This window comes from Micromonospora sp. CPCC 205546, from assembly GCF_036902715.1.
Classification (GTDB): domain Bacteria; phylum Actinomycetota; class Actinomycetes; order Mycobacteriales; family Micromonosporaceae; genus Micromonospora.
In genome coordinates this window covers 23418-50335 of the sequence record NZ_JBAKHL010000018.1, presented here as the reverse complement: position 1 = coordinate 50335, position 26918 = coordinate 23418, and the positions used below count along the sequence as shown (strand labels likewise).

At 72.4% G+C, this 26918-nt stretch carries 19 protein-coding genes; 8 read left to right on the top strand and 11 right to left on the bottom strand.

Translation table 11 applies throughout. The features are described 5' to 3' along the window. Positions 1-178 precede the first annotated feature (178 nt). The 4 genes from V6U77_RS11975 to V6U77_RS11960 all read right to left on the bottom strand — a co-directional run bounded on the left by V6U77_RS11975 (position 179) and on the right by V6U77_RS11960 (position 6011). Complete coding sequence (locus V6U77_RS11975; protein ID WP_334606347.1) at positions 179-1216, bottom strand: trypsin-like serine peptidase; 1038 nt, start codon at positions 1214-1216, stop codon at positions 179-181. A gap of 164 nt (positions 1217-1380) precedes the next feature. Next, the gene (locus V6U77_RS11970; protein ID WP_334606346.1) at positions 1381-3417 is read right to left on the bottom strand and encodes a hypothetical protein; all 2037 of its coding nucleotides are present in this window, start codon (positions 3415-3417) and stop codon (positions 1381-1383) included. A 99-nt stretch (positions 3418-3516) separates the two neighbouring features. After that, positions 3517-5088 carry a class I SAM-dependent methyltransferase gene (locus tag V6U77_RS11965; protein ID WP_334606345.1) on the bottom strand — a complete coding sequence of 524 codons (1572 nt, stop codon included), beginning with the start codon at positions 5086-5088 and terminating at the stop codon, positions 3517-3519. Between the two features lie 251 nt (positions 5089-5339). Next, positions 5340-6011, bottom strand: coding sequence for a hypothetical protein (locus tag V6U77_RS11960; RefSeq protein WP_334606344.1), 672 nt, complete (start codon positions 6009-6011; stop codon positions 5340-5342). A 230-nt stretch (positions 6012-6241) separates the two neighbouring features. Here V6U77_RS11960 and V6U77_RS11955 point away from each other — a divergent pair, with 230 nt between their 5' ends. Together V6U77_RS11955 and V6U77_RS11950 are read left to right on the top strand one after the other, a co-directional pair. After that, the gene (locus V6U77_RS11955; protein WP_334606343.1) at positions 6242-7789 is read left to right on the top strand and encodes a hypothetical protein; all 1548 of its coding nucleotides are present in this window, start codon (positions 6242-6244) and stop codon (positions 7787-7789) included. Between the two features lie 34 nt (positions 7790-7823). Continuing rightward, on the top strand, positions 7824-7955 hold the full coding sequence (locus tag V6U77_RS11950; RefSeq protein ID WP_334606342.1) for a hypothetical protein: 132 nt from the start codon (positions 7824-7826) through the stop codon (positions 7953-7955). 26 nt (positions 7956-7981) lie between these two features. Here V6U77_RS11950 and V6U77_RS11945 read toward each other — a convergent pair whose 3' ends face one another. Beyond that, positions 7982-13771, bottom strand: a complete 5790-nt coding sequence (locus V6U77_RS11945) for a TIR domain-containing protein (RefSeq protein ID WP_334606341.1) — start codon at positions 13769-13771, stop codon at positions 7982-7984. 96 nt (positions 13772-13867) lie between these two features. Between V6U77_RS11945 and V6U77_RS11940 the strand changes: the two genes are divergently transcribed. Beyond that, positions 13868-15100, top strand: coding sequence for an SLC13 family permease (locus tag V6U77_RS11940; protein WP_334606340.1), 1233 nt, complete (start codon positions 13868-13870; stop codon positions 15098-15100). A gap of 6 nt (positions 15101-15106) precedes the next feature. Here V6U77_RS11940 and V6U77_RS11935 read toward each other — a convergent pair whose 3' ends face one another. From V6U77_RS11935 to V6U77_RS11915, 5 genes are all read right to left on the bottom strand, one after another. Then, positions 15107-16009, bottom strand: coding sequence for an inositol monophosphatase family protein (locus tag V6U77_RS11935; RefSeq protein ID WP_334606338.1), 903 nt, complete (start codon positions 16007-16009; stop codon positions 15107-15109). A 14-nt stretch (positions 16010-16023) separates the two neighbouring features. Further along, entirely contained in the window at positions 16024-16677 is a 654-nt protein-coding gene (locus V6U77_RS11930; protein WP_334606337.1) for a hypothetical protein, read from the bottom strand. Beyond that, positions 16674-17675, bottom strand: coding sequence for a hypothetical protein (locus V6U77_RS11925; RefSeq protein WP_334606336.1), 1002 nt, complete (start codon positions 17673-17675; stop codon positions 16674-16676). The genes V6U77_RS11930 and V6U77_RS11925 overlap by 4 nt, the downstream gene beginning before the upstream one ends. A 54-nt stretch (positions 17676-17729) precedes the next feature. Beyond that, on the bottom strand, positions 17730-18521 hold the full coding sequence (locus V6U77_RS11920; protein ID WP_334606335.1) for a class I SAM-dependent methyltransferase: 792 nt from the start codon (positions 18519-18521) through the stop codon (positions 17730-17732). Between the two features lie 195 nt (positions 18522-18716). Next, a complete protein-coding gene (locus tag V6U77_RS11915) occupies positions 18717-19589 on the bottom strand; it encodes an NAD(P)H-binding protein (RefSeq protein WP_334606334.1) in 873 nt (290 codons plus the stop codon). Positions 19590-19735: 146 nt separating this feature from the next. Here V6U77_RS11915 and V6U77_RS11910 point away from each other — a divergent pair, with 146 nt between their 5' ends. Then, positions 19736-20758: an AraC family transcriptional regulator gene (locus V6U77_RS11910; RefSeq protein ID WP_334606333.1), complete on the top strand. Its 1023-nt coding sequence runs from the start codon at positions 19736-19738 to the stop codon at positions 20756-20758. Positions 20759-20990: 232 nt separating this feature from the next. Here the strand turns inward: V6U77_RS11910 and V6U77_RS11905 are convergent, their stop codons facing one another. Continuing rightward, positions 20991-21536 (bottom strand): hypothetical protein, encoded by a 546-nt coding sequence (locus V6U77_RS11905; RefSeq protein WP_334606332.1) that lies wholly within the window; start codon positions 21534-21536, stop codon positions 20991-20993. 212 nt (positions 21537-21748) lie between these two features. Here V6U77_RS11905 and V6U77_RS11900 point away from each other — a divergent pair, with 212 nt between their 5' ends. From V6U77_RS11900 to V6U77_RS11885, 4 genes are all read left to right on the top strand, one after another. After that, the gene (locus tag V6U77_RS11900) at positions 21749-22258 is read left to right on the top strand and encodes a DinB family protein (RefSeq protein WP_334606331.1); all 510 of its coding nucleotides are present in this window, start codon (positions 21749-21751) and stop codon (positions 22256-22258) included. Positions 22259-22582: 324 nt separating this feature from the next. Continuing rightward, on the top strand, positions 22583-23725 hold the full coding sequence (locus V6U77_RS11895; RefSeq protein ID WP_442934419.1) for an RCC1 domain-containing protein: 1143 nt from the start codon (positions 22583-22585) through the stop codon (positions 23723-23725). A 269-nt stretch (positions 23726-23994) separates the two neighbouring features. Beyond that, positions 23995-25401: a cellulase family glycosylhydrolase gene (locus V6U77_RS11890; protein WP_334606348.1), complete on the top strand. Its 1407-nt coding sequence runs from the start codon at positions 23995-23997 to the stop codon at positions 25399-25401. 175 nt (positions 25402-25576) lie between these two features. Beyond that, complete coding sequence (locus V6U77_RS11885) at positions 25577-26905, top strand: SMI1/KNR4 family protein (RefSeq protein ID WP_334606328.1); 1329 nt, start codon at positions 25577-25579, stop codon at positions 26903-26905. Positions 26906-26918: the final 13 nt, after the last annotated feature.

Sequence of the window (26918 nt, the reverse complement as noted above, 5' to 3'; positions counted from 1 at the left end):
GGCCCACCCGACGGGGGCCGCGCCGGCCCCCCCGCCCGGCCGCCGAGGGGGTGACTTCCGCCACCACCTGGGCGGCCGAGGGTCTCGACGCCGGCGCCGTGGCAACCGACGCCACGGCGGACGCCTCAGCTCCTGGCGCGGCTGGCCCAGCCCACGCCGACCGGCCGACCGGCGCCGGTCAGTTCTTGACCTTCGCCAGGTCGAAGAGGTCGGCGACGTCCTCGTCGAAGTACGGGCCGTACATGTTGCCGGAGAACTTGTACGAGGCCACCGAGTTCACGAAACCGAAGCCCTGCGAGTTGTTCCAGGCACGCAGGAAGGGTCCGCCACTGGTGCCCTCGTTCAGCGGGCAGTCCATGAGCTTGACCCGCTGGCTTCCGGCGGCCTTCGTGGTGCTCTGGCAGTAGTGCTGCCACTTGCCGTCGAAGGGCGCGGCGCCGGGATAGCCGAGCAGGGTGGTGGCGACGCTGCGCGGGTAGTTGAAGCTGATGCCCTCCCCGCCGGTGACGTCCACCAGCCGCTTGCCGTTGCGCGGCCACACGGTGACGAAACCGTAGTCCCACCACAGGATGTCGTGGTTCACCCAGCCCTTGGTGGAGGTCATGCTCCGGGCGCTCCACAGCCCCCAGGCGGACGGTCCGTCGGCGTAGTTCGGGGCGAAGACCCAGTTGGTGTGCCAGTTGTCGGAGCCGTCGCCGGGGTGCAGGCAGTGCCCGGCGGTGGAGAGCAGGTTCGCCTTGGCCGTGTTGACCGCGCTGGCGGAGCAGAAGTGGTCGACACCGTTGGCGGTGAAGAAGACCCGCCCGACGGCGGGCGAGGGATTGACGGACTGGGTTCCCGCCCCCGCGGAGGCGCCCCGGGCCGAGACCGACGAACCGGGGATCGCCGTACGTGTGCCGCGCGGACCGATCGGCTCCGCGCCCGAGCGTGGTTCACCGACCCGACCCGGCCGGTCCTCGGCCTCCCCGGCCAACTCCTCCTGGCCCACCGGCGGTTCCAGCGGCGTCGCGGATCGCATCCGCTCCGGCGTCCAGTACGCGTCGGCCAGAGTCTGCGCGGTCGCCGCGTCCGGGATCAGCCGGCCGTGGAACGTCGCCTCCGCCCCGAGCGCGGTTCCGTTCGGCGTGGTCACGCTCGCCTGTGCCGGCGTGCCGAGCAGAGCGAGCCCACAGAACACGGCGGTGGCCGCCGAGATGATGCCGTAACGCCTTCGCACCGATCCTCCTCACAAGCCGGCCCGGGTGGCCATCCGCCACGGGGGTCCGACACCCGGTGACGCTAGAGGGCGGGCACGCCGCCGAGGAGCCATTTGTCGGCATTGATGCACCTGCGCTTATCGGCTTGCGGACCGGTGCCCTTCCGGCGTGACCGGCCACCGTGTCACGGGCAGGGCGTGCGCGCGCAGACGTCGACGACCTTGCCGGTGAGCAGGAACACCGCCTTCTGTTTCTGGGCTGCGGCCTGGGCGCGCGGGAACTCGTGCGAGTCCTCGCCGTACTCCGGCCCGGCCGGGGCGAGGTTGGTCGGCGGTGGCGCGTACGCGGCGCCGCTGTTCCAGACCACCATCGCCGAGCCGGTGTACGGGTACCTGCGGATCGGCGCGATGCCCCAGTACGGTCGCACGTCGGGTGACCAGCCGTCGTCGAGCGCGGGGGTGTGCAGGCGGGCGCCGATGGTGCGCGCCTGGACCTCCGCCGCGGCGGGGGAAACCTGCTGGTCGCCGAAGGCCACGTGCATCAGCACCTGGTGCGCCGGCGTGCGCGGCAACGGCCGGTCGGTCATGTGCCGGGCGTACCCGTTGGCCTCGGACCGGTCCCACAACATCTGCAGCAGCGCGAGAACCAGCTGCTGGTCGGCCTTGTCCGGGTAGTGGCCGTCCATGATCGTCTGGAACGGGGTGAAGGCGACGCTGCGTTGCAGCAGCGTGGAGTAGTTCATCCCGGGCACGCCGAGCACCGACCGGGTCCAGTCCTGGGCGATGGCGGTGAGCGCGCCGCCGTTGATGCCGCCCTGGCTGTTGCCGTCGTAGTGCAGCCCGCCGGCCACGTCGATCAGCGGCCGCGCGGCGGCGTCGCGAAACGCCGGATGGGCGGCGAACCCGCCCGGGTGGATCATCGCCCGGCCCAGGAAGAGGAAGTTCAGGAAGCTCTGCTGCAACCGGTCCACCACCGCGGGGAAGGCACTCAGGTCGGTGAAGGCGCCGGCCACGTAGGGGACGTCGGCGGCGGCCATGCCGATCCAGCTGGTCGCGCAGAAGGTGAAGTCGTACGTGTGCGACATCGTCCTGACGTTGCCGGCGTTGATCTCGGTCGGCTTGCCGAGCAGCCCGTGGCCGTAGAGCGAGAGGTGTGCCGGCTTCGCGGCGGAGGCACTGCGCGGGATGTTGCAGACGAAGTCCGCCGCCACCGTCGCCCCGGACGGCGTGGGCAGCGCGTTCGGCGTCGGTGGCGCCCCGCCGCCGCCGGCCGGCCCGTAGTGCAGCCGGGAGCCGGGCCCGCCGTCGCCGGTCAGATAGGACGGTACGCCGATGGTGCCCGTGACCTGCCGGGCGATCAGCGGCTCCTGCTCCGGCGGGTAGTCGGTCACCTGGGTGACGGTGAACGTCGGTGCGGCCCGGCCGAGGGTCGCGAACGCGCCGTCCCGGATCGCCAGCATCCGCCCGGTCAGACCGTGCCGGCTGGCCACCGTGAAGTCCCAGGCCAGGTAGAGGCTGTGCCGCTTGACGCCGGCCCTGGTCAGGTCGGCGAGGATCCGCTTCATCTGCGGGACGCGACGGTCCCGGCGCTCGAGGCCCGCGCCCGTCACGTACGACGTGAAGCCCTTCGGCGCCGGGATCAGCGCCTTGTCGCCGTCGCGCATGCCGCGCAGACCCACGACGTACCGGGTGCCCTCGGTCAGCGCCACCGCCGGCCGGATGATCAGCAGCTGCCGGTCCGGCTGCCCGACCGCGTGCGCGTCCAGCTCGGCCCAGTACGGCGTGCGCCTGCCGGTGCGGGCGTCGAGCAGCACGATGGGCGCGTCCGGCGCCAGCGAGCGGCCGATGTCGGTCACCGGCGCGATCCCGGTCGCCGCGGCGTCGAGGCCCGGCACGCGCACCAGGATCGGGGAGCCGGGGCTGAACCCGTCCTGCCGGTTCCACTCCGTCGGGTCGATCGGGGTTCCCTGCGCGTTGGCGGGCATCGCGGAGGCCGTGAACCGCACCCGCTTGCCGGTGGGGCTGGTGCGGTCCGGCACGGTGAAGTAGTCGTTCGGGAACGGCAGCAGGCAGGCCGTCGGGTCGATCGGGTCGCAGGCCCGGTGCCCGACCGGTGCGGGAGCCGCGGGTGCCGCGGCGGCGGCCGCACCGAGCAGGACGGCGCCTGCGGTCACCAGCGCGGACACGGCGAGACGGAGCCGTCTGGGTGTGGTCACGCGCATCTCCTTCGACACGGGACGGTGCCCGGATGCAGGGGCCGACGGTGGTGGTGGAGCGTGGTGTTCTTCCTACGCTCGTCGATGGGTCTCGGCAAGAGGGCGTCAGGTGTTGACCGGACGACGGGCGACCAGGCGCACGTGGGTGACGGGCCAGTCCAACGGCTCGCCGGCCGGGGTGCTCAGGGCGGCCACCGGAGCGAGACGGTTGGTGACGATCCAGTCGTTGCGGGACGTCCCGCTCGCGGCGTCGATCTCGAAGCCGACGTCGCTGAGCAGCGACTTCCAGTCGGCGTACTCCAGGCCGCAGAACTGTTCCTGGGTCTCCGACAGCCAGTTGTCCGTGTAGTCCTTGCGGGTGAGGAAGTCCATCGCCGCGCCGAGGGTCAGCTCGACCACGCCGTCCGCCCCGGGCACCGGGCGGTACGCGAACGGGAACCGGTAGTCGACGGCGAACTGGTCCAACCGGGCCCGGGTCGACAGCGCGCGCACGTACGCCGCCACCTCACCGGGCGGCACGTCCGCCAGGTCGGTACGCGGCGAGGGCGGGTTGACGCCGTCCGTCGTGGCCAGCCGCAGGTGCACCGTCCGGTCCTGGCCGTCCGGCCCGCACACGTCGCTGTTGATCCACACCCCGCCCGGCACGGTGTGCTCGTAGAGCGCCCGCACGAACCGGCGCAGCGAGGCCATCCGCTCACCGTACGACCAGATCTCGTGGGTCAGCGCGAAGGTCATCGTGGTGTCCACCGAGCGCGGCGCGAACACCGCCCCGCCGAGCACGTTGCGCCGGTAGAAGAAGACGTTCGGGTTGGTGAACACGCCCTGCGCCTTCTTGTGGACGCACTCCTCGAACAGGTGCCGGGCCACCTCGACGCCGATCAGGTCGCTCTCGCGCAGGGCCGGCTCCCGGTCGGCCAGCTCCAGCACGGCGCCCGCGCCGCAGCCGACGTCGACGATCCGCCCCGGCCGCACGTGCTCGCGCACCGCGTCCCACTTGCGCCGCGCGGCGTCGCTGAACGCCTCGGCGTACGTCCGGTAGTCGCGGGTGGCGGTCAGCCCTCCCTCGTCGCCGACCACCGGGTCGTTCACCACGGAACGGACCAGGTCGTCGAGCCGGTAGCGGCGGTACACGTCGACGGTCGCCGGGTGGGTGAGCCCACGCCACGACGGGTCGTCGTCGGCCAGCCGCAGCAGGACGTCCCACGGCCGGACCGGCGCCGGCTCGACGTCGGCCTCCACCCCGGCGATGCGGAAACCGAGCCGTTCGTACATCGCGGCGACTTCCGGCGTGGAGCAGGCCACCACCGTGTCCGTCGGGGTCAGCTCCAGCCCGGTGGACGCCGCGATGGTCTTGAGGGTCACCTCGGCGAACCTGTCGGTCGGTGTGGTGTCGAAGATCGGCACCACCACCGACCGGAGCCCGGCGAGCACGCTGAACCGTTCGATCGCCGCCTCCCGCCGGTGGTACGGGACCGGGTTGCGCCGGGTGTTCTCGTGGTTGGCCGAGGTGACCGCCCACACCACCGTCGCCCCGCCGGCGTCCTCGCTCCCGGTCGCGCCGCCAGCGTCACCGTCGGCGCGGTCAGCGTCGCGCTGCGCCGCGAGCTGGCGGAGGTAGTCGGCCTGGAACCGGGTCAGCAGGTGGTGGCGGCCGGGAAAGAGCAGGTAGCGGGGCATGTCACGTTCCTAGCCGATGCCTGGTGGCCGGTGCGCGGCAGGGGTGGGTGCGCACCGGCCGGCTGAGACGAGGCGGGTTCGACGGGTCGTCGCGGCACCTCGTCGGAGGGCGCGGACCTCCACCCCGCTCGCGTCTGCCGGCGTCCGCACCGTGCCGGGGGGCGCGGCTTCTCCGACACGGCACCAGCTCGCCACACCCGACCGGTCCCCGCACACCGCTCAGGGCCGCCGACCCGGCCGCTTCGCTCCGGTCAACGGTCACCTGTCGCGCTGTCGGGGCGGCCGGCTGACCGGATCTCGCGTTGCTCCGCCTCCATGCTGCGCCGCGTGGCCATGTATTCGGTCAGATGCTGGTCGGCCTGGACCACCTCGCCGCGCAGGTATCGCGCGACGGCCCGCTTCGCTGCCCGGTGCTGAAGGTACTCCTGCGCCTCGACCCTGCCCCCGCCATACCGCTGCAGAACCGCGATCACTTCTTCCGGCGCGACGGTGAAGCTGTCCAGGGCCAGCAGCGAGTAGACCCGCAGTCCGTCTCGCCTGCCGCCGAGCCGTCCCCCGAGTCTCGCCCCCGGAGCCAGGCGAAGCTCCATGTACGGCGACTCCCAGGAATCCCCCACCTTCGTCACGGTCAGCGACTCCACCGACTCCCAGGGCAACCGGGTCGTGATCCCCCGCAGGCGGAGTGTCAGGCCATCGACATCGACTTCCATGAGAAACGGCCAGAGCAGAAGCAGCCACGCGAGGAGAGAGGCGACGACCATGGCCACGCTGACGACTTCGTAGAAGGGCGCCTTGCCGTGATGGAGGTGACCAGGGTTGGCCCCGGCCCACCGTGCCCCCAACCAGCCGAGCGCCCCCAGGATCCCCCAGGCGAGGCAGGTCTTGCGCAGCTTCGTGGTGTTCCGACGCAACTGCACGGTCATCTCTCCCGACGGAACGAACGGTACGCAGACCCGGCAGCTCACCTGGCACCGTACCGCAGCAGATCAGCGCGCAGCACGCTCTCATGCCGCAGAACGTCCGCCCCGTCGCGTGACGGCGGCGATCCGTCCGCTCCGGGCGGCCGGCCGGCGTGGTCGGGCAGCGTCGGCAGGAAGGTCCCGTCGATCCCTCGGGTCATCGGGTCCGATGACGGCGACCGTAGGATCCGGGAGTGAATGACGCCCCCGGCACGGATCATCGACCTTCGGCGGTCACGACCGACTGGACGCGGCTGCCGGTCAGCCACTGCCAGTACGACGTGTCGACGGCGCCGGGTGCGTCCGGCATGGGGATCTACATCCTCGGCGACGACCTGCTGCACGTCGGCGGACCGAATCAGTTCACCGGCTTCTGCGGTATTCACACCGGATGGATCGAGGCACGCGTTCGGGTGTTGTCCGGGCCCGCGGCGGAGGCCGACGTCGGCTGGGACGCGATCAGTGAGGCTACCCTGTGGAGTCCCAGCGGTCGGTTGTCGGTCATCGGCTTGATGGGTGGCACCGCGGACGCTCTTACCGACATCGCCGTCCCGCGCGGGCTCATCAGGGTGCGGGTGCACGCACGCGACCGACTGCACGAGACGGTACGCACCGACGGTGATCCGCCCGAGCGGCACGAGTTGCACATCTGGGCAGTGTCCGAGGAGACGCCGTGGCGCACCGTGCTGGCCGACCCCGTAGGTCGCGGCTGGGAGCAGAAGCCGGCGAAGGCCGCGGAGTGGGCGATGCTGTCACTGGTGCCCCGCCCGTCCACCCGTCCGGCGCTCCTGCCGCCGTTGCCAGCAGGCGACCCCGACGGGGACGGTGCCAGCCTGTCCCGGGTGGCGGTGGTGCGTCGTCGGCCCGCGCCGGTCGAGGTCCCGACCGGGGTGCTGCCCGTCGGCGATCTGGAGGTCCGGCTGGAGAGGGTCGACGACGAGACCTTCACCTGGTCGTGGGCCAGAGCCGTTGGACCGATCTTCCCTCATCCGCTGACGACGCTGCCGGACGACGAGCCGAGTGCCGTACGGGTGACGTCTGGTGCTGACGGCTTCACGCTTCGACACGAGGGGGTGTGGGGCCGGCACGCCTTCGCCCTCGGCCTGATCTGGGAGCATCTGCTCGACGCCGCCGGGTCGTATCCGTGGATCGAGACGTTGCGTGGGCAGGCCGCCGAGGCGACCGTGCTGGCCGAGAAGTACCGGCGTCTGCAGGCCGAACGCGACGCCGAGCGATGGGGAGGTACCCCGCCGTCGGATCGTGTCCGCGGACTCTCCGGTCAGGCGCAGTCGCTGGCCCGGATCGACCGCCGGTTGCTCGACCGCATCGACGCGCTGCCCCCCGCCCGCCAGCGGGCGGCCGCATGCTGGGCGGCCCGCCATGCGATGCGGGTGGCCGGGCTGGAGCAGATCGGGTGGATCGCCGACGCGCTCGCCGCGGCCGAGGCCGACCGTCCACTGCCCCGGTCCTTCACCGAGCAGCACGGCAGTGCCGCGTTCAACCGGCTCATGTCCGATCCCGAGGTTCCGAACACCACCGTCACCCTCCGCCTGGGCACGCCGGGGAGCGGCACCCGCACCGTCGCAGGGGCGCTCCAGCAGGCCGCCGCGTTCCCCGCCCTGATCGCCCTGGCGGACGACGATCCGCTGGCTGCTGCGATCGACGCCGTCTACAACGCGGCGATCGCCCATGGCGACGACCGCGACCGCTTCCTCACCGACACCCACGCCGTGCTGGACTGACGCGGTGCACCGTGCCGCCCACCGCGGCGGAGGGGTGAACCTGGCGCGGGCCGACGACGACCCGTACGAGGAGCAACCGCGGCTCTGCACGCCGTGCCGCGTCGCCACCTCACCGGCGTACGCGACCAGCCTCGGGGAGAACTACGTCGGGCTGCCGACGACCTGAGCGGGCACATCGACGCATCGGACCAGTCAGAACGGGGCGTCCACCGGGAGTCGACGCACCTGCGTCAGGTAGGGGTCCAGCTCTCCCACCTCGAACCGGCAGGTGCCGATGACGTGCCAGAACTGGCCGCCCGGATCACCATCCAGCTTGTACCGCCCGTCCGGGCTGACCGCCGCCCAGCCGTCCGGCAGGCCGATGAGGGTGGCGCGCAGCTGAGCGTGCTCCGGGTCCACGACATCCCAGAGCCGGACGGTGCCGTCGTCGCCGGCGCTGGCGAGCATGCTGCTGTCCGGGCTGAACGCCACCGACCAGACCCGCCGGGTGTGCGCGGCCAGGGTGCCGTGCAGCCGACCGGTGCCCGGATCCCACAGCCGGATGATCAGGTCGTCCCCGGCGGTGGCGAGCAGCGTGCCGTTCGGGCTGAACGCGCAGGACCAGAGCCGGCCGGTGTGCTCGGTGAGCACCGCGCGCCGTTCGCCGGTGAGCGCGTCCCACACCACGGCGGTGCCGTCGTTGCTCGCGCTGGCGAGCAGCGTCCCCTCGCCGTTGAAGGACACCGCGTACACCCGGTCGGTGTGGTGCTCCAAGGTGTGGCGACAGGTCGCGGTGGCCGCGTCCCAGAGCCGGACGAGCTGGTCGTCGCAGCCGGTGGCGATGGCCTCGCCGTCCGGGCTGAACGCCACCGCCCGGACCCGGCCGCGGTGCGGGGTGAGGGTGGCGAAGTGCCGGCCGGTACGCCGGTACCACAGTCGGACCGTGTCATCGTCGTTGGCGGTGGCCAGCGCATCGCCGTCCGGGCTGAACGCGGCCGCCCAGACATGGTCGGTGTCCACGTTGAGCTCGCGTTCGTCGACCCCGGTGTCGGTGTTCCACAGGTGCACGCCGCCGTCCCCGCTCGGTGCGGCGACCAGCGGCTCACCCGGACAGAACACGGCGGAGAGCAGTCGGTCGGTCGGGCTGGTGAACCGCCGGACCAGCCGCCCGGTGCGCGGCTCCCACAGCCGCACCACACCGTCGTTGCCGCAGGCGGCCAGCACCTCGCCGTCGTCTCGGAAGGACAGCGAGGTGACCCGCCGCCCGTGCCCACGCAGGGTGTGCTGGAGCTGCCCGGTCCGCGCGTCCCAGAGGCGGGTGGTGCCGTCGTTGCTGCTGGTCGCCACCTGGGCCTGGTCCGGCCGCCACACCACCGGCCAGACCGAGCCGCGGTGCCGGCTCAGCTCGTGCCGGAGCTGGCCGTCGGCGGTGGTCCAGAGCTGGATCGCGCCGTCACTGGCGGCCGTGGCGAGCACGGTGCCGTCGGCGTTGAACCGGACGCTGTAGATCGCGCCGCGCTGCCGGTCGAGCACCCGGACCGAGCGGCCGGTCTCCACCTCCCACAGCCGCAGCGCGCCATGCGTGTCGCCGGTCGCCATCAGCCCGCCGTCGGGGTGCACGTCGAGGGCGTAGACGTCGGCCTCGTGGCCGCGCGGCTGGCGCAGCAGCTCCCCGTCGGCGGCCCGGCGGATCCACACCCGGCCGTGCTGTCCGACGGCGACCAACGACCGCCCGTCCGGGGTGTGCACCACCCGGTAGACCACCTCCGGCTCCCGCACCTCGAAGGCGAGGTCGCCCGAGGCGATGTCCCACCCACGGACCGCGCCGGCACTGTCCACGACCACGACCCGCCGCCCGTCCGGGCTGAACGAGGTGCCCCAGATGGGCGCGGCGTGCCCGGGCCATTCCTGGCGCAGCCGGGCGGTGCGGGTGTCGTAGAGCCGGACCACACCGGCCGCGTCGCCCACCACCAGCCGGCCCCGCGCTCCGTCGGTGAGCAGCGGCCACACCCAGCCGGCGAAGACATCCTCGATCACGTGCCGCACGTCGCCGTGGTCCGCGTCCCACAGCCGTACGCTGAGGTCGGCCGAGCCGGTGACCAGGTGATGCGAGGCGGCGTCGAATCGGACCGCGTACACCCGGTCCCGGTGGCCCTGCAGGGTCCGCACCGGAAGGCCGGTGGCCGTGTCGCAGATCAGCACCCCGCCGTCGTCGCTGCCCACGGCGAGCACCGTGCCGTCCGGGCTGTAGGCCGCCGGCAACGGCAGCCGGCCCACCTCGAAGCCGTACGAGACGCCCACGGCGGACGGGGCCAGGCCCGGTGTCACCGGACGGCCCGGGGCGACCACGGCGCCGCGCAGCTCCGGCGCGCGCAGCAGCGCCGCGTGGGCACGCACGTCGATCAGCGCGGCCCGGCGCCAACTGCTGCCGGCCACCCGGGCGTCGCGCAGGTCGGCCCGGAACAACCGGGCTCCGACCAGATCGGCCGCGCGCAGATCGGCCCCGGTGAGGCGCGCCTGGTCCAGGCGGGCGCCGCGCAACCGGGCGTGTGTCAGCCGGGCCCCGGTCAGGTTGGTGGCGACCAGGCGGGTGTCGGTCAGGTCCGCGCCGGTCAGATCCGCCTCGGCCAGCTCCCGGTGGGACAGGTCCTCACCGCGCAGCACCGCGCCACGCAGGTCGGCCCGGTCCGGCAGCCGCAGCCGGGCGCTGAGCCGCAACGCGTTGGCCCGAACCGTCTCGCCGGCTGCCTCGTCGCCGAGCACCCGGGACGTCCAAGCGGTGCAGCGGGCCGAGTCGGCGAGGTCGCCGAGGAACTCCACGGCCAGCGCCGACAGCGGGCGCGCCGCCAGAGCCGGCGGATCCTCCCCCTGGTTGAGCTGGGCGGCGACCCCGGCGGCGACCAGCCACTCCATCACGGAGGTGTGGATGAAGCCGAACAGGCCGTCGTCGGTGCGGACCAGCAGACTGCCCGCACCCACCGCGTGCGTCGCCTGCGATCCGGAGAGCTGGGACTCCGCCAGCCCGGCCAACTGTCCGGCGGCCTCGGCCAGCTCGGCCAGGCGCAGGTAGGACTCCCCGCTCTCCCAGAGCTGGAAGGCCAACCGGCTCACCGCGCGCCACAGCTCGGGACGGCGCAGGCTCACCGGCACACCCGGCACGCCCTGGGTGCGCCGCTCCTCGAAGTCCAGCCAGGCTTCCAGGATCTCCCGGTAGAGCGCGGCCGCGCTGAACGTGCCGCCCGCACCGGCCACCGCCGTCAGCCGTCCCTCGTCGAGGTTGGCGATGAAGCCGAGCATGCGCGGGTTGCGAGAGAGACCGAGCAGGTCCTTCACCCCGCCGAGCAGGTTCATCCGCTCCCGGGCCGCCCGCTCGTCCCCGCCGTAGCGGTGCCGCAGGAAGGTCTCGATCTGCCCGGGGGTGAAGTCCTCGACGGCCAGTACCCGCCGGTGCGGCAGCATGCCCACCCGCTCACCGAGAGCGGTGAGCACCTGCGAGTTGGTCTTGAAGTGCTGGGTGCGACTGCTTACGATGATCTTGGCATTCCCCTCGGCCGCCTGGAGCAACGTCTCCAGGTGGTCCGCCGCCCGGTCGTAGGTGACCCGGGCCACCAACTCGTCGAAGCCGTCGAAGAGCAGGACGATCCGCCCCTGCCGGAGCATGTAGCGGAACGCCTTCAGGTCGATCACCTGCTCGCCGTGGTTGGCCAGGTGCGCGGCGACCAGCCCGTCGACCGAGTGCGCCTTGTCCAGCGCACGCAGCTCCACCAGGATCGGGATCAGGTCGGGGGCGGCCGTCGGCAACCGGCGGGCCACCTCGCGCAACGCGAACGTCTTGCCCCGGCCAAAGTCGCCGAGCACCAGCACGAACCGGCCGTCCGGCGCGGCGGCGGCCTCGAGCAGGTGGTCCACCACGTCCTCGCGGACCTGCTGGTCGGCGCCGACCAGGTGGCGATAGCGCTGCGGCACGTACTGGCCGGGCGGGTATAGCCGGTCGGCCTGCAACCGGGCGGTCTGCGCGGCAACGTACTCACGCAGGTCGAGCAGCCCCTGGAACTCGGTCAGGTGCAGCACCCGTACGCCGCGCCGCTGTGCCTCCTCGGCCAGTCCGCGCGGGACCCGGTCGCCGTCGTAGACCAGCTCGGACGTGATGTCCGGGTCGGTGGCGTGCACCCGCCGGGCGAAGTGGTCGAGGTCCGCGGCGCTCGGGGTGCCGACGTACGCCCCGACCCGCTGCTGCCGGACCACCCCGTCGGCGCGGTAGGTGACGAACAGGTGCGGCGGCTCGACCGTCACCCGGCGGACCAGCACCCGGTCGTGGCGCGCCTCGCAGACCTCGGCCAGCCGGTCGAGCAGTCGGTCCAGCGGCGCCACCGGGACCGCGGTCGGCGTGGTGGCCGGCACGTCCCCGATGGTTCTCTCGCCGGAGGCGGGCAGCCGCGGGTCGGGAATCTGGGCCGGCCCGACAGCACCGAACGTCGCCTCCGCCCGCGGCCAGCTCACGACCGTCGGCTCGCCCACCTCGCGCCGGTCGTCGCGGCCGAGCACCCAGCGGGTCATCCCGTCAGCGGCGAGCCGGAGCACCTGCGCCCGGCCGTCGCGGGACGCGGTGGCCAGCGGCACCACCGGATCGACCTGGGCACCGGTCGGCACGGCGTCGGAGAGCAGGAGGTTGAGCATCGGCCCAAGCAGGCGGTTGAACGATCCCCGGTCGCGCAGCGTCACCCCGTCCGGGACCGCGATCTCGTCGGCGTACGGGGTGCGCGAGCCGGGGACGTGCGCCATCGCGCCCAGCCGCAGCCATCCGGACTGCTGGTAGTGACGCAGCCGCTGGGCGAACCAGGTGGACTGGGCCTCGCCGAGGAAGCCGTAGCGGTCCTCCTCGCGGTGGGTGACGGCGATGGTGGAGTTCAACCCGGCCACCACCACCCGCAGGTCCGGCACCGGGAACAGCGTCCAGGGCTGCTCGCTGTCGAAGAGCCGGTCCTCGAGACCCTGGTAGAGGTCGTCGAAGAGCCGCGCGTAGTGCCGCCACTTCGGCCAGTACGGCGGCTGCGGGTCGACGTCGTCCGCCTCGCAGGTGGCGAAGTACGCGCGGCTCGCGGCCATGGTCACGTCGCGCGGGCCGGGCACGACGACCAGGCGGTGCGGCTCCAACCCGAGCAGCACCCGCAGCCCGGTGAGGAAACTCAGCGCGTCGGAGAACTCACGGGGGCTGCCGGACTCGGTCAGGTTGCCCGCCACCACCAACAGGTCGGGTCGGGGGACCTCGTCGTTCATCAGCAGGGTGAGATCACCCATCAGGTGTTCCTGGAGCTCCCCGGGGGTGACCGGGGCGCCCGGCTCGATCATGCCCCGACCGAACCGCGGCCCGGTCACCTGCAGCACGGTCAGCGCCGTCCGCGAGGTCGGCACCGCCGCCGGGGCGGTGGGGAACGGTGGCGGGTTGATCGGCGTACGGCGGGCCCGGCGCGGCGCGGGCGGGCCCGCGACGGGCGCGGAGAGCACCCCGGCCGGGTCGGTCGGATGGTGCGGGAAGGCAGGTTGCCGCACGGGCTTCGCGCGGCCGTCGAGCGCCTCCCGGATCCGGTCCAGCACCCGGGAACGCGCCTGCCCGGGGTCGGTGACCCCGACCAGGTCGACGTACGTGATGGTGGCGAGCAGGCCGTCGATCGGGCAGTCCTCCACCCGGACGGTGACCAGCTTGTTGCCGGTACCGTCCGGATCGGCACGCAGCGCCGCCTGCCACTCGAGCTTGCCGTAGGTGGAGTGCAGGTAGCGCTCGGACAGGACGGCCACCACGACCGCGGCCTCCCGGACCCCCCGGTCCATGAAGTCGATGAAGTTGGTGCCGGCCACGAAGTCCCACGCCTGCAGCATCGTGCGGTAGCCGGCGGCCTCGAACTCCCACGCCAACCACGTCGCCCAGCGCTCGTCGGCGGGCGAGTAGCTGACGAAGAAGTCGATGGGGCGGTCGGACCGGGTCGGTTGCGCGCCTACAGCCACCTCGCCATTATGACCACCCACGGTCAACCCGTCGCCACCATGCGCGGTCGAATCGGTCGCATGCCGGCGGACGACGGTGTGCGAGGATCGTGCCTTGTGGAGACCACCGGCGAGTCACCGTCGGCCGCCCCGGACCGATCTTCCTGGGGTCGGCTGCACGTACTGGACTGGATCGCGATCGGCCTGTTCGCGGGCGGCGTCGCCTGCGTCCTCACCGGCCTCCTCCCCCGCGCGGACGCCGAGGCCACCGTACGCCGGATCCTGCCGATCCTGATCTTCCTCGGCGCCGTGGTGGTGCTGGCCGAGCTGACCGCGGTGGCCGGGGTCTTCGACGCGCTCGCCGCCCGGATGGCGATCACCGCGCGAGGCGACTTCGGCGCGCTGTTCTGGCTCTGCGTCGGCTTCGCCTCGGTGACCACGATCGCGCTCAACCTGGACACCACCGCTGTCCTGCTCACCCCGGTGATGATCGCTCTGGCCCGCAGGCTCGGTGTGCCGCCGGTCCCGCTGGCGATGACCACGGTCTGGCTGGCCAACACGGCGAGCCTGCTGCTACCCGTGTCGAACCTGACCAACATCCTGGCCAGCGATCGGATCGGGCTGGCCCCGCTGCCGTGGGCGGCCCGGATGTGGTGGCCGCAGCTGGTCGCCATCGCGATCACCATGCTGCTGCTCTGGTGGTGGTACTGGCGGCCGGCGCGGGCCGCGGCCGACCCGTTCGTGCCACCGCCGCCGCACGTGCCGTCCGACCCCGTGCTCCACCGCACCGCGCTCGTGGCCTGCCTGCTGTTCGTCACCGGGATCCTCGCCGAGGTCGAGATCGGAATCGCCGCCGGGGTCGCCGCCGCGATCCTGGTCGCCGGATTCGCGGTCCGCGCCCGGGGCAGCCTGAGACTCCAACTGGTCCCCTGGCGGCTGCTGGTCTTCGTCACCGGGCTGTTCCTGGTGGTGCAGACCATCGGTCGGCACGGACTGGACACCGTCATGGGTGCGTTGATCGGCAACGACCCCGGTGCCGAGGGCGCGCTGCGGGCCGGCGCCGTCGGCGCCCTCTTCGCCAACGTGGTCAACAACCTGCCCGCGTACGTGGCCGGGGAGGCGGTCATCGCCGTGAACCACCACACCCAACTGCTGGCCCTGCTGGTGGGCACCAACGTCGGCCCGCTCGCCACCCCGTGGGCGTCGCTGGCCACGCTGATCTGGTATGAGCGTTGCCGGGCCGCCGGGGTCGCGGTCCCGCTGGGGCGGTTCGTGGCCACCAGCGCCGTCCTCGCCGCGCTGGCCACCACCGCCAGCGTCGCCGCCCTGCTGGTCACCCCGTCGGGCTGACCAGCCTCACCAACCGACAGTGGTCAGGCCGATCGGGGTGAGATGGCGGACCTTCGGCTCGATCCACTGTGCCGCGGTCACCAGCTTGACCAGCCGGTCGATCGTCTCCGGCGGGCCGGCGACAAAGCTGCGCCGGTCGGCGGGGCACCCGTACCGGTCGTCGAAGCAGCCACCGTCGAGGGCCCGGACCACCATGCCGGCCTCGGCGGCCAGCAGCATCCCGGCCGGCAGGTCGACCGCCTCCGGACGGTAGCCCACGATGCCGTCGATGTCGCCCCGGGCCAGCATCACCCAGGACAGCAGCGGCGCCCACAGTTGCAGCACCCGCCGGGCGGTGGAGTCGAGCACCACCTTCAGGGCCCGGGCGGTGCTGTCGTCCCGGCGTACCTCGTATCCCTGGGTCCAGGCCAGCACCGGCGCCGGCGGCACCGGCCGGTGCCGCGTGCGCAGCGGCTGGCCGGCCGGGCCGTCGATGTGCACGAAGGCGCCCTGACCACGAACGGCCGACCAGGTGCGGCCGGCGACCGGGTCGTGCACCACCCCGAGCACCGGCGAGCCCCGGTCGCAGAGGGCGATCCCCACCACGTACGTGGGGAGCCCGATCGCCACGTTGTTGGTGCCGTCGAGCGGGTCCACCAGCCACGCCCAGGAGTCGTTGGCGGCGTACTCCCCGCCCTCCTCGGCGATCACGCCGTGCTCCGGCCAGCGGGCCCGGATCCGGCCGACGATCAGCCGTTCGGCGGCCAGGTCCAGGTCGGTGACCAGGTCACCGGAGGCGTTCTTGGCCCGAGCGTGCAACTCGCCCCGGGTGCCCCGGCGCACCAGCCGCCCGGCGGCCTGAGCGGCCTCCACCGCGAACCGATGCGCGGCACGCAGGTCCGGCCCGGGTCTGCCCGGCTCAGCGTCCATGGTTCCTCCAACCCTCAGCCCCGTGCCACCAGTCGAGCGATCTGCCGCGCCATCCGAGCGGTCTCCGCCACGTCGCAGCGGTCGCGGCGTATCCGGTGACGGTGTCCGCCCACGGCGCCAAGGCTCAGGTCGCAGAAGCCGGGCGCGGCCCGGCCGAGCACCACGGTCACCGCGGGCTGCCCCGGGTCCACCTCCGAGGTGTGGAAGCCGCCGGCGCGCAGCGCGTACGAGCTGCCCGCGCAGTACGTCTCCACGGTGACGGTCGTCGCCGTCACCAGCCGATCGGTGCCCGCCATCTCGTCGACGTCGCCCCGGCTGTGCACCTCGTACACCCGCCAGGCGGGTTCGGCGGACGCCTCGGTCACCTCGATGAGCTCGTTGCGGACCCGGCCGTGCAGCACGTGGCTGAGCAGGTCCCAGCTGTGCGAGTGCATGGTGGACGTGGTCGGCTGCACGGTCGGTGGCTCGGCCGGCCAGGCGTGCACGCAGATCCCGTCGGCGCCGGTGCGGCTCACCGGCAGGCAGATGAAGCCGAGTGGGTGCCGTACGGCCAGCAACGGCCGCTGCCCCTCGGCGACGTCGTCGAGGACGCCCAACATCCAGTCGCGGAGCAGCTCCGGCCGGGTGCCCCGGTCGATCTCACGTTCGAGGTCGGCGTAGCTCATCATGCGTACGGGTTCCTCGCCTGGATGGCCCGGCTCACGATGTCGGCGACCTCGCGGTCGCCGAAGGACCGGGGTAGTGGCAGCCCGAGTGCGGTGAACAGGCGGCGAACCTGCTCCACGGAGGGCTCGTCGTCGAGCCTGACCTGCCCGGCAGCCTCGATGGGCACCCGCCGGCTCTGTTCACGGCTGTACTGCAACTCGATGTTGTAGCGGTTGTAGTAGAGCTCCCTGCGGTCGATCCTCAGTGCCGGGGTCTGCGGATTCTCCTGGGTCACGATGACGCAGCTCGAGGAGAGGTCGTAGCGGAACGTGGTCATCTGTGCGGAGACCCGGACGTCGATGGTGAGCAGCCCGGAGCGCTGCCGGTGCCAGCAGGCGGCCAGCACGGTCGCGTAGGACTCCTTGCGCGTGCGGTCGACGGTCCACCGCTCGCCTGGCGCGTCGGGGGCGAGGCTGCGCCGGAACCGTGCGTACCGCTCGCAGACCTCCTCGTCGGTCGGGTCGATGATCTCGATGGCGAAGTGCAGGGTGGCGTTGCGCTGACGAGCGTGCTCCAGGCACTCGGGCAGGGTGACCGCCCGGGTGTAGGTGCCGGTACCGCCCTTGAAGTTCCACCGATCGGTGTGCCGACGGGCGTCCGCCAGGGCCTGCCCGACCTCGCTGCCGTGCAGGACGCGGACCATGGAGATGCTGTCGATCGCCTCCCGGGCCCGGTTCAGCGCCCCCTCCGGGCCGGTGATCTCGCGCATCTGCGGCACCAACTCGGCGAGCCGGTCCCGGGTGTCCCGGATGACCTGCCGCACCTCGCGCTCGGTGGTCTCCCGGCGCAGCCGCTCGCGCAGCAGCGCCTGGGCGAGCAGGCCGAGCACCAGCAGGATGGCGCTGTTCACCACCTCCTGGCTGACGCCGTTGTTGAGCCCGAGGAACGCGACGGTCAGTGCCAGGAGCAGCCCGATGAACGCGTCGAGATTCCTGACGACCCAGGTGAGGAGGCCGGCCATGACATCTCCCGGTCGATGACGGAGCCCTCATGATAGCCCTATGTCAATGCCCGATCACGTACTGCTTCCGAGCCCCGTGTCCTGCGGCGAAGGTGGATCGTCCACCCGCCGGGCGGCGCAGATCAGCGAGCCACCGAGCCCCGGCGCGATCCGGGCGAGCAGCCGGGAGGTGACCCAGCGTCCGCCGGGCAGCCGCCACCCGACGTGGTTGGACCGCAGCACCAGCGGTGCGAACCCGGCCCGCCGCAGCACCCGCCGCAGCAGCGACGCGGTGAACGGACGAATGTGCAACCAGAGATAGGGGTGCAGCGGATCCACCTGGCGGGGTGCGCGGCCGGCGAGGAACGCCAGCCGGTCCTGGACGGTCGCCAGGTTCGGCGTGGTGAGCACCAGCAGCCCACCCGGGGCGAGGACCCGGTGACACTCCCGCAGCAGCGCGACCGGGTCGTAGACGTGCTCGATCAACTCACCGGTCAGCAGCCCGGAGAAGCTGCCGGTGCGGAACGGCAGACCGCAGGTCGCGTCCAGACAGACCGGCAGCGCCCGACCGGCGGTGGCCCGGCGGGCCGCGCCCAGCGCGGCCTCGGCCAGGTCCGCCACCACGAGCGGCACGGGCAGCTCCGCCGGGTCGACCGTGCTGCACGGGCCACAGCCCAACTCGAGAACCGGCTCTCCCCCACGGATCTCGTCGACCATCAACCGGGCCGCGACCGCCCGGCGAACCCGGTGGTACGGGTCGTCGACGTACCCGTTGACCTGCACACCGTCGTGGTAGCTTCGCCGGTTGGCGCGCCGCCCGTGCGCCTGCGCGCTGCCCGACGGACCCCCGGTCGGTGGCTCGGCCATCGCACCCTCCGCTGCGGCGCCACCTTCGGCGACGGCGACCACCTCCAGCCTCGCACCACCCGGCGTCGCTTGGCGTGACCGCCGCGACGGCGTCCGCACCCCGCCGGCACGGCAGCAGGGAGCACAGGGCGGCCGAGGCACCGGCAGCGGCAGCGGCAGCGGCAGCGGCAGCGGCACGCCGCTCAGACGTCACCGCTACCGCAGCGTGGCGGCGAACTCCTCGAACCGGGTCGCAGTCGTGTTGCCCTCGTTGCGGCCTTCGATCGGGCGCAGTCGACCGGCGCTGAGCGCCTGGTTGAACTCGACGAGCAGGGCGGCGAAGTCGGGCGAGAACCCGGCGGTCCCGGTGAGGATCCCCGCCATCTCCTCGTCGGGCAGCTGGACGTACCGGAGGTCCGGGCGGCCGATCGCCGTACCGATGGCGGTCGCCACCTCTGCGTACGTCAGGTCGCGGGGGCCGACCATCTCGCGGACCACCACACCGCTCCAGTTCCGTTCGCGCAGCGCCCCGGCGGCGGCCACCGCGACGTCGGCCGTGGCGACCATCGGCACCTTCGCGTCGGGTGCGACGGAGTCGGCGACGACTCCCTGAAGGCGGATCGTCTCCAACGCCGAGTGGAAGCCCTCGAAGAAGGCACCGGGACGCAGGAGCAGGACGTGGACACCGTGGAGCGTCCGCAGTCGCTGCTCCTGCCGGTGCAGACTGGCGATGAATCCGTTACCGCCTGCCAGCTCCGCACCGATCGAGCTGAGCGCGACCACGTGGCGTACCCCGCTCCTCTGGATCGCCGAGACGATGGCCTCCCCGCGTCGGTCCTGGTCGGCGTGGTAGTCGGGCAGGGTCGGGTCGAACGCGGTGAGCGTGTAGACCGCGTCGGCGCCGGCGAAGGCGCTCGCCAGGTGGTCGGCATCGCGGGCGTCGCCGACGGCCGTCGCGGCCCCCAGCGCGGCCAACTCGGCGAGCTTCTCCGGCGAGCGGCCGAGCGCCCGGACCTCCTCGCCGGCTTCGAGCAGCAGTTCGGTGACCTTGCGACCGGTGTTCCCGGTCGCCCCCATCACGGCGATCATGTCAGTCCCTCGCAGTCGGTGTGTCTTGCTACACGTCCAGCATCCGCTGGGCTTCAGGGACTGGCTATGACTTTCTATCCGCGACACATGCTCGTTCGTCCAGCGGGCCCGGATCGTCAGTGCGTTGCTCCTGGCACACTTGCGGCATGCCTGACGAACGTGCCCCCTGGCCCTCGGCCGCCGATCCGCTCGGCGAGACGCTGCACTTCCTCGAGCTGCGGGGTGCGTTCTACTGCCGTTCGGAGTTCACCGCCCCGTTCGGGCTCGAGCTTCCGCCACTCAGGGACCACCTCTGGTTCCACGTCATCACGCGTGGGAGCTGCTGGCTCGACGCGCCAGGGGCGCAGCCGCGACGCCTCACCGGGAGCGAACTGGCCCTCGTCCCGCACGGCCAGGGCCACCGGCTGCGCAGCGAACCCGACACACCGACGCCGAGCATCTTCGAGCTGGAGCGCGAGCGGCTCGGCGAGCGCTACGAGATCCTCCGCCACGGCGGCGGCGGCGAGCGCATCGACATGGTCTGCGGAGCCGTACGCTCCGACCACCCGGCGGCAGGAAGACTGCTGGCCCTTCTGCCACAGATCCTCGTCATCGACCCGGCGACGGACCCTGCCCGACTCGACTGGCTCCGCTCCACCCTGCGACTGATGGCGGTCGAGGCCGACAGCCTGCGCCCCGGCGGCGAGACGGTGATCACCCGCCTCTCCGACGTGCTCGTCGTGCAGGCGCTACGCGCGTGGTTGGAGAACGACCCAGCCGCCCGTTCCGGCTGGCTGGGGGCCCTCCGAGACCCACTGATCGGCCGCGCGATCTCCCTCGTCCACCGCGAACCCGGCCGGCACTGGACCGTCGCCTCGCTCGCCGACCAGATCCCGATGTCGCGCTCAGCCTTCGCCGCACGCTTCACCGAACTGGTCGGCGAACCCGCGATGAGCTACGTGACCCGCTGGCGGATGCACCTGGCCGCGACGGCGCTACGCGACGAGGGCGCCACCGTGGCGGAACTCGCCAACCGCTTCGGCTACCGCTCCGAGGCCGCGTTCGCCCGAGCGTTCAAGCGCGTGGTGGGCTCTCCACCCGGAGCCGCCCGCCGGACACTTCCCGCCCCCAGCCAGCAGACGGGAAGTATCTCCACCGCCTACTCGCCGACGAGCGCGGCGACTGGTTGACCCAGCGGTTTCGACTTCTGCCCAGTCCCCCGAGGAATTTCCGCCGTCCCGGGACCGACGCCGCCGAGCAGGGAAACGAGACCTGAATGAACCGGGGCGTACCGCCCAGCACCCGGAACGCCTCGACCTGGCCCGCCATGAACGCCTCCTGGCTCCGCGAAGCGAACACCCGGTGCACCGCTTGCCGGGAAACTCCCCGCCAGGCCACAGGTGTCCGGCCGGAGGACGACGGTCAGGGACTCTTGGGGAGTTCGTCGGGCCACCGTTGGCGGTCGACGCTGTCCTGCCAGTCGGCCACCGGGTCCGATCGCCCGGCACGGGCCGCTGTCCGGTCGACGACCGGGAAGTCCGCCCCGCCCACCAGTTGGTGCGTCCCACGCCCCTGCTCCGTCTTAACCGCAAGCACGTAGGTCGTGCCGGGCCGCAGCAGGGGCTCGCCCTCCACCCGCCAGGTGTCCCTGCCGAGGGTGCCACCCAACTGGACCACCCGCAGCGCCTTGACCGGCTCGCCCTTGAGGGTCTTGTCCACAGTCACGTCGAAGACGGTGTAGGGCGTGCCGTCGCGCTCCTGCACCTCGGCGACACGGTCCACCGTCGCCACGACGACGTAGTCGGCGAACCCGGCCACCTTCGTCTCATCCTTCACATCGAACGCATAGGACGAGTGCACCGAGTGCGTGTCACCCGCGCGCAGCGAGTCGTAGGCCAACCACCCGCCAGCGGCCACCGCGACGGCGACGGCACCTGCGACCAGCGGTCGGACAAGGCCGCGGTTCATGCTCAGCACCCCCCTTACGCTGTGATACGAGCTGATGCATCACGACTGCAGGTTGTTGCTCATGTTCCGGTTGCAACAGGCCGGGCACGAGTTCATCCGACTGTCGCTCGAACGGGTGCAGTCGGACACGTCGACGTCCGCGTAGGTCGAAGCCGTGTCAGTGGCGCCCGTGGGGGCGTGACGGCGGACGGCAACGCCGCTAGCCTCGGCCTGTGGACCGGTGCGACGAGTGCGGCTTCGACTATGCCGGCGTCTCCGCCGACGAACTGCCGCCGTTCCTGCGCACGCTCGGCGGGCGGTACGCAGCCGCCCTCGCCGAGGTGCGGCAGGTGCGCCGGCGACCGTCCGAGGGGGTGTGGTCGCCGCTGGAGTACGCCTGCCACGTCCGCGACGTGCTCGGCGTGCAGGCCGAACGCCTCGCGCTGGCGCTGCGCGTCGAGGAGCCGGAGTTCGCCCCGATGGGACGCGACGAGCGCGCCGTGGCGGCGGCGTACAACGAGCAGGATCCCGCGACCGTGCTGACGGCGCTGGGCGCGGCCGCCGACGACCTGGCCGCCCGGTTCGGCGTGCTCGGCCCCGCGGAACTCGCCCGCACCGGGGTCTACCCGTGGCCGCGACCGCAGGCCCGCACGCTGCTGTGGCTCGGCCGACACACCATCCACGAGGGCGAACACCACCTGCTCGACATCCGCCGCGCCGCGCGATCGGAGGCACCCCGCTAGGTCGTCGGGACTGCGTCGTCGACGCAGCAAGTTCAGCACAGCCCTGTCCTCGGCCGCCACCCCACCAGGGCGCCGGGCCTCCCGGAAGCGGCCGGTCGACAGAGGCCCGAGCAGGCAAAACTGACGTATGTCAATGTATGATCTCATCGATGTGAAGTGATGGGTCGCTGGCGACCTGTCGGGGCAACGCCGCCTCCACCGTACGGAACCGACGACGTCCAGGGAGAACAGCTCATGAACGAGAATCGGGTGGGGCGGCTACGGACGCGATGGCATCGGGCAGCCCGAGCCGCCGTCACGGCAGCGGCCTCTGTCGGGATCACCGTGCTGGCCATAGGAATCACGGCGGGTACGGCCACGGCGGGCGTCAGTTCTGCCGACCGGGGCACGCCGGACACCTCGGTCGCCGCCGGGCCGGTGTCCCGGGTCGCCGCGGGCAATCTGCACACCTGCGTGATCCGCACCGACGGCGCACTCTGGTGCTGGGGCAACAACTTCTACGGCCAACTCGGCGACGGGAGCACCACGGACCGGACCACTCCGGTCCGGATCGGCGACGCCACCACCTGGGCGCGTATCGACGCCAGCATCAGCACCACCTGTGCGGTACGCACGGAGGGAACGCTGTGGTGCTGGGGCAGCAACAACAACGGGCAGCTCGGCGACGGGACGACCACGAGGCGGAGCAGCCCCGTACGGATCGGCGACGGCACCACCTGGGCCAGCGTCAGCACCGCCACCAATCACACCTGCGCCGTCCAGACCACCGGCACCCTGTGGTGCTGGGGCCAGAACCGCCACGGACAGCTCGGCACCGGCGCGACCCCCTATCAGGCGACCGCCCCGGTGCAGGTCGGAACGGCGACCACCTGGGCGAGCGTCACGACCGGGTACGCGCACACCTGCGCCACCCGCACCGACGGGACCCTGTGGTGCTGGGGCAGCAGTTCGGACGGGCAGCTCGGTCTCGGCATCCGGGACTACCGGGCGACGCCGACGCAGGTGGGCACCGCCACCACGTGGACCGGCGTGACGGCCGGGTACGTGCACACCTGCGCGGTCCGCGCCGACGGGACGCTGTGGTGCTGGGGCGAGAACGGGTACGGCCAGGTGGGCGGGGGCGTCGGCTTCCAGACCACCCCACTCCAGGTCGGCACCGGCACCACCTGGGCGAGGGTCGAGACGAGCATCGACTCGTCGTGCGCGACGCGCACCGACGGCAGCCTCTGGTGCTGGGGCAACAACGCGTCCGGGCAGCTCGGCGACGGCACCACCACCCACCGGTCGGCCCCGACCCGGGTCGGGAGCGCCACCACCTGGACGGACAGCCTCGCCGCGTCCTACCACGCCTGCACGATGCGCGCCGACGGCAGCCTGTGGTGCTGGGGCGACAACTCGTTCGGGCAGCTCGGCGACGGCACCACCACCCACCGGTCGACCCCGGCACAGGTGGCCCTGCCTGGCTGACCGCCACTGGCGGACGAGCGGTGCCGTCGGTCCGCGCCGCCGCGGACCGACGGCACCGCACCATCGGCCGGTCCCGAAGTCGGTCGCGGCGACCTCGTTCCCGTGCTTCAGACCCTCGATCGGCCTGCTATTGAGCCCCGTGGCCGGGACCGCCGCCCCAACCGAGGTTGGATCTCGTTGCACTAATACTTAAGTATCTTTATAGTTCGATGGCACCAGATTCCCTCCCCGATCACCGGAGGTGTCCCGTGCGACTTCGCGGCAGAACGATCCTGGCCGCCGGCCTGCTGGCGGCGGTGGCGCTGGCACCACTGACCCTCACCGGCACCGCCGGCGCGGCAGCGGCACCGACCGCGAGCTTCACCAAGGTGAACGACTGGGGCTCCGGCTGGGAGGGCAGCTACCGGATCACGAACTCCGGAAGCAGCACGATCACCTCGTGGCGGCTGGAGTTCGACCTGCCCGCCGGCACCACCGTCGGAACATACTGGGACGCGCTGCTGACCAGCAGCGGCCAGCGCCACACCTTCACCAACCGGTCCTGGAACGGCACGGTCGCCCCGGGCGCCTCCGTGACCTTCGGCTTCGTCGCCACCGGCACCGGCACCCCTACCGGGTGCACGCTCAACGGCCAGCCCTGCACCGGCGGCACGACGCCGCCCACCACCCCGCCGCCGACCAGCGCGCCGCCGACCACTCCCCCGCCGACGACCGCGCCGCCCACGACCCCGCCGCCGACCGGCGTCTCGCCGGTCGCGGCCAACGGCCAGCTCCGGGTCTGCGGTCGCCAGCTCTGCAACCGCGACGGCCGGGCGATCCAGTTGCGCGGCATGAGCACGCACGGCATCCAGTGGTACGCGAACTGCGCCACCCCGGCCTCCCTGGACGTGCTCGCCAGGGAGTGGAACGCCGACGTGCTGCGCATCTCGATGTACATCCAGGAGGGCGGGTACGAGACCGACCCGCGCCGCTTCACCGACATGGTGCACCACTACATCGAGCTGGCCACCGCCCGGGGCATGTACGCCATCGTCGACTGGCACATGCTCAGCCCCGGCGACCCGAACCACAACCTGACCCGGGCGCGCACCTTCTTCGCCGAGATCGCAGAGCGGCACAAGGACAAGGTCAACGTGCTCTACGAGATCGCCAACGAGCCCAACGGCGTGCCATGGAGCGCCATCAAGAGCTACGCCGACCAGGTCATCCCGGTCATCCGCAGCCGTGACCCGGAGGCCGTGGTACTGGTCGGCACCCCCGACTGGTCCTCCCTCGGCGTCTCCGGCAGCGGCGGCGGGGTGGACACGATCGCGGCGAACCCGGTCGCCGGCGGCAACCTGATGTACGTCTTCCACTTCTACGCCGCCTCGCACGGCAACGCGTACTACGACACCTTCGCCCGGGCCGCCGACCGGCTGCCGCTGTTCGTCACCGAGTTCGGCACCCAGGACTACTCCGGTGACGGCCCGAACGACTTCGCCATGGCCCAGCGCTACCTCGACCTGATGGCCAGCAAGAAGATCAGCTGGACCAACTGGAACTTCTCCGACGACTTCCGTTCCGGCGCGGTCTTCACCACCGGCACCTGCGGCAGCGGCCAGTTCGGCGGCACCAGCCGCCTCAAGCCGGCCGGTGCCTGGATCCGCGACCGTGTCCGCACCCCCGACAGCTTCTAGTGCGCCGTTCGGGAGGTTGGTCGAGATCGTCTGACGACGATGTCTGATGTCGTCGGTAGGTGAGGGCCTCCGGTTGTGGAGTGGAGCCGTCCAGAAACCGCTCCGGCAACAGGAGGCCCTCGTACCCACCAGCTGGACCTGCCTGGTTGTCCGACCCGCCGCCTACGATCGGGCGATGATCGACGCTGCGTCGTTTCAGGCCGATGTGTGGCGTCCGTTCGTGACCGCGCTGCGCAACAGCATGCCCCCCGGGGCAGGGGAGGCCGAGTTCCGCGGCACGATGGCGCCGGGCGCGTTCGGCGGCTCGATCACCTACGACGGCGACCACCACGTCGGGCTGGGCCTGGAGCGGGGTGAGCGGCCGACGGACATGCTCAGGTCGCTGGCCGAGCTGACCGGCGGGCAGGCCGTCGCGGTGCGCGGCGTCACGACGCGCTCCGGAGCGGCGGCGGTGAGCATCGTCCCCAGCGCGCCACGGGTTTCGTTCGGGATGGGCAGCGACCTTCTGGAGGACGTGCACCTGGTCGCCGGAGCGCATCCGGAGCCCTACCGTCGCGAGCCGGTCCGCTACGGCGTGGCCTCCTCCGCCGGCGCCGACGCGGCCACGGTCACCGCGCTGGTCCGGCAGCTGCTGCCGGACGCACGGCCGGCCGACCCGTCGGAGCTGGCCCCAGCGGAGGCGGACCTCGGCGTCGCGCTGCCCGACGACGTCCGGGCGCTGTTCCTCGCCGCGGCCGAGGGCACCCTGCTCCTGCAGCCCGCCGACCGGGAGCGTCTCTACGGCTTGCGCATCGTGCCGTTGGCCGACGCCGCCACCCGCGCCTGTCTGGAACCGCAGGCCCGGTACCTGTCCTGGAAGTACGGCGCGACCGAGGTCGTCGCGCCCGATCCGTACGGCCGGATGCAGCGGCTGGCGGCCTCGCCGGCGTGGTTCGTGGTCGGAGAGGACGGTGGCGGCAACCTGTACGTCGTCGACCTCGCCCCCGGGCCGCAGGGGACGTTCGGCCAGGTGCTGTTCGTGGACCACGAGATGTCGGCTGGCGCCCGTTGGCTGGCGCCCTCGCTGACCGAGCTGCTCACCGAGCGGCCCACCACCCTGGCCAAGCTGGGTCCGGAAGGCGGGCTGCTGGTGCGGGTCGGATCGCACAGCGGCAAGACGCTCGCCGATGTCCAGCCGACGACCGAGGTGCTGTACATCAGAGCCGCAGCCGTGCCCTCCGACCTGTCCGCGCTGGCCGGCCACCGGCTGCGCACCCTGGTCACGGAATCCGCCGTCGTCGCCAATCTCTCCGCCCTCACCGAACTGCCCGCGCTGGAATACCTGCGGCTCGACGTCGCGGGCTGGCAGCAGCTGCTGCGCGCCGGGCAGGTCCCGTCGACCCTGCTGGCCGCCGGCCTGAGTGGCCATGCCGGCTGGACGGACACGGTCGAAGTGGTCAACGGTCTGCTGACGGCCTGGAAACAGGAGCCGCTCCAGGTGATCGACGTTCCGGTGCGGCTCTGATCGCCGGTGCGGG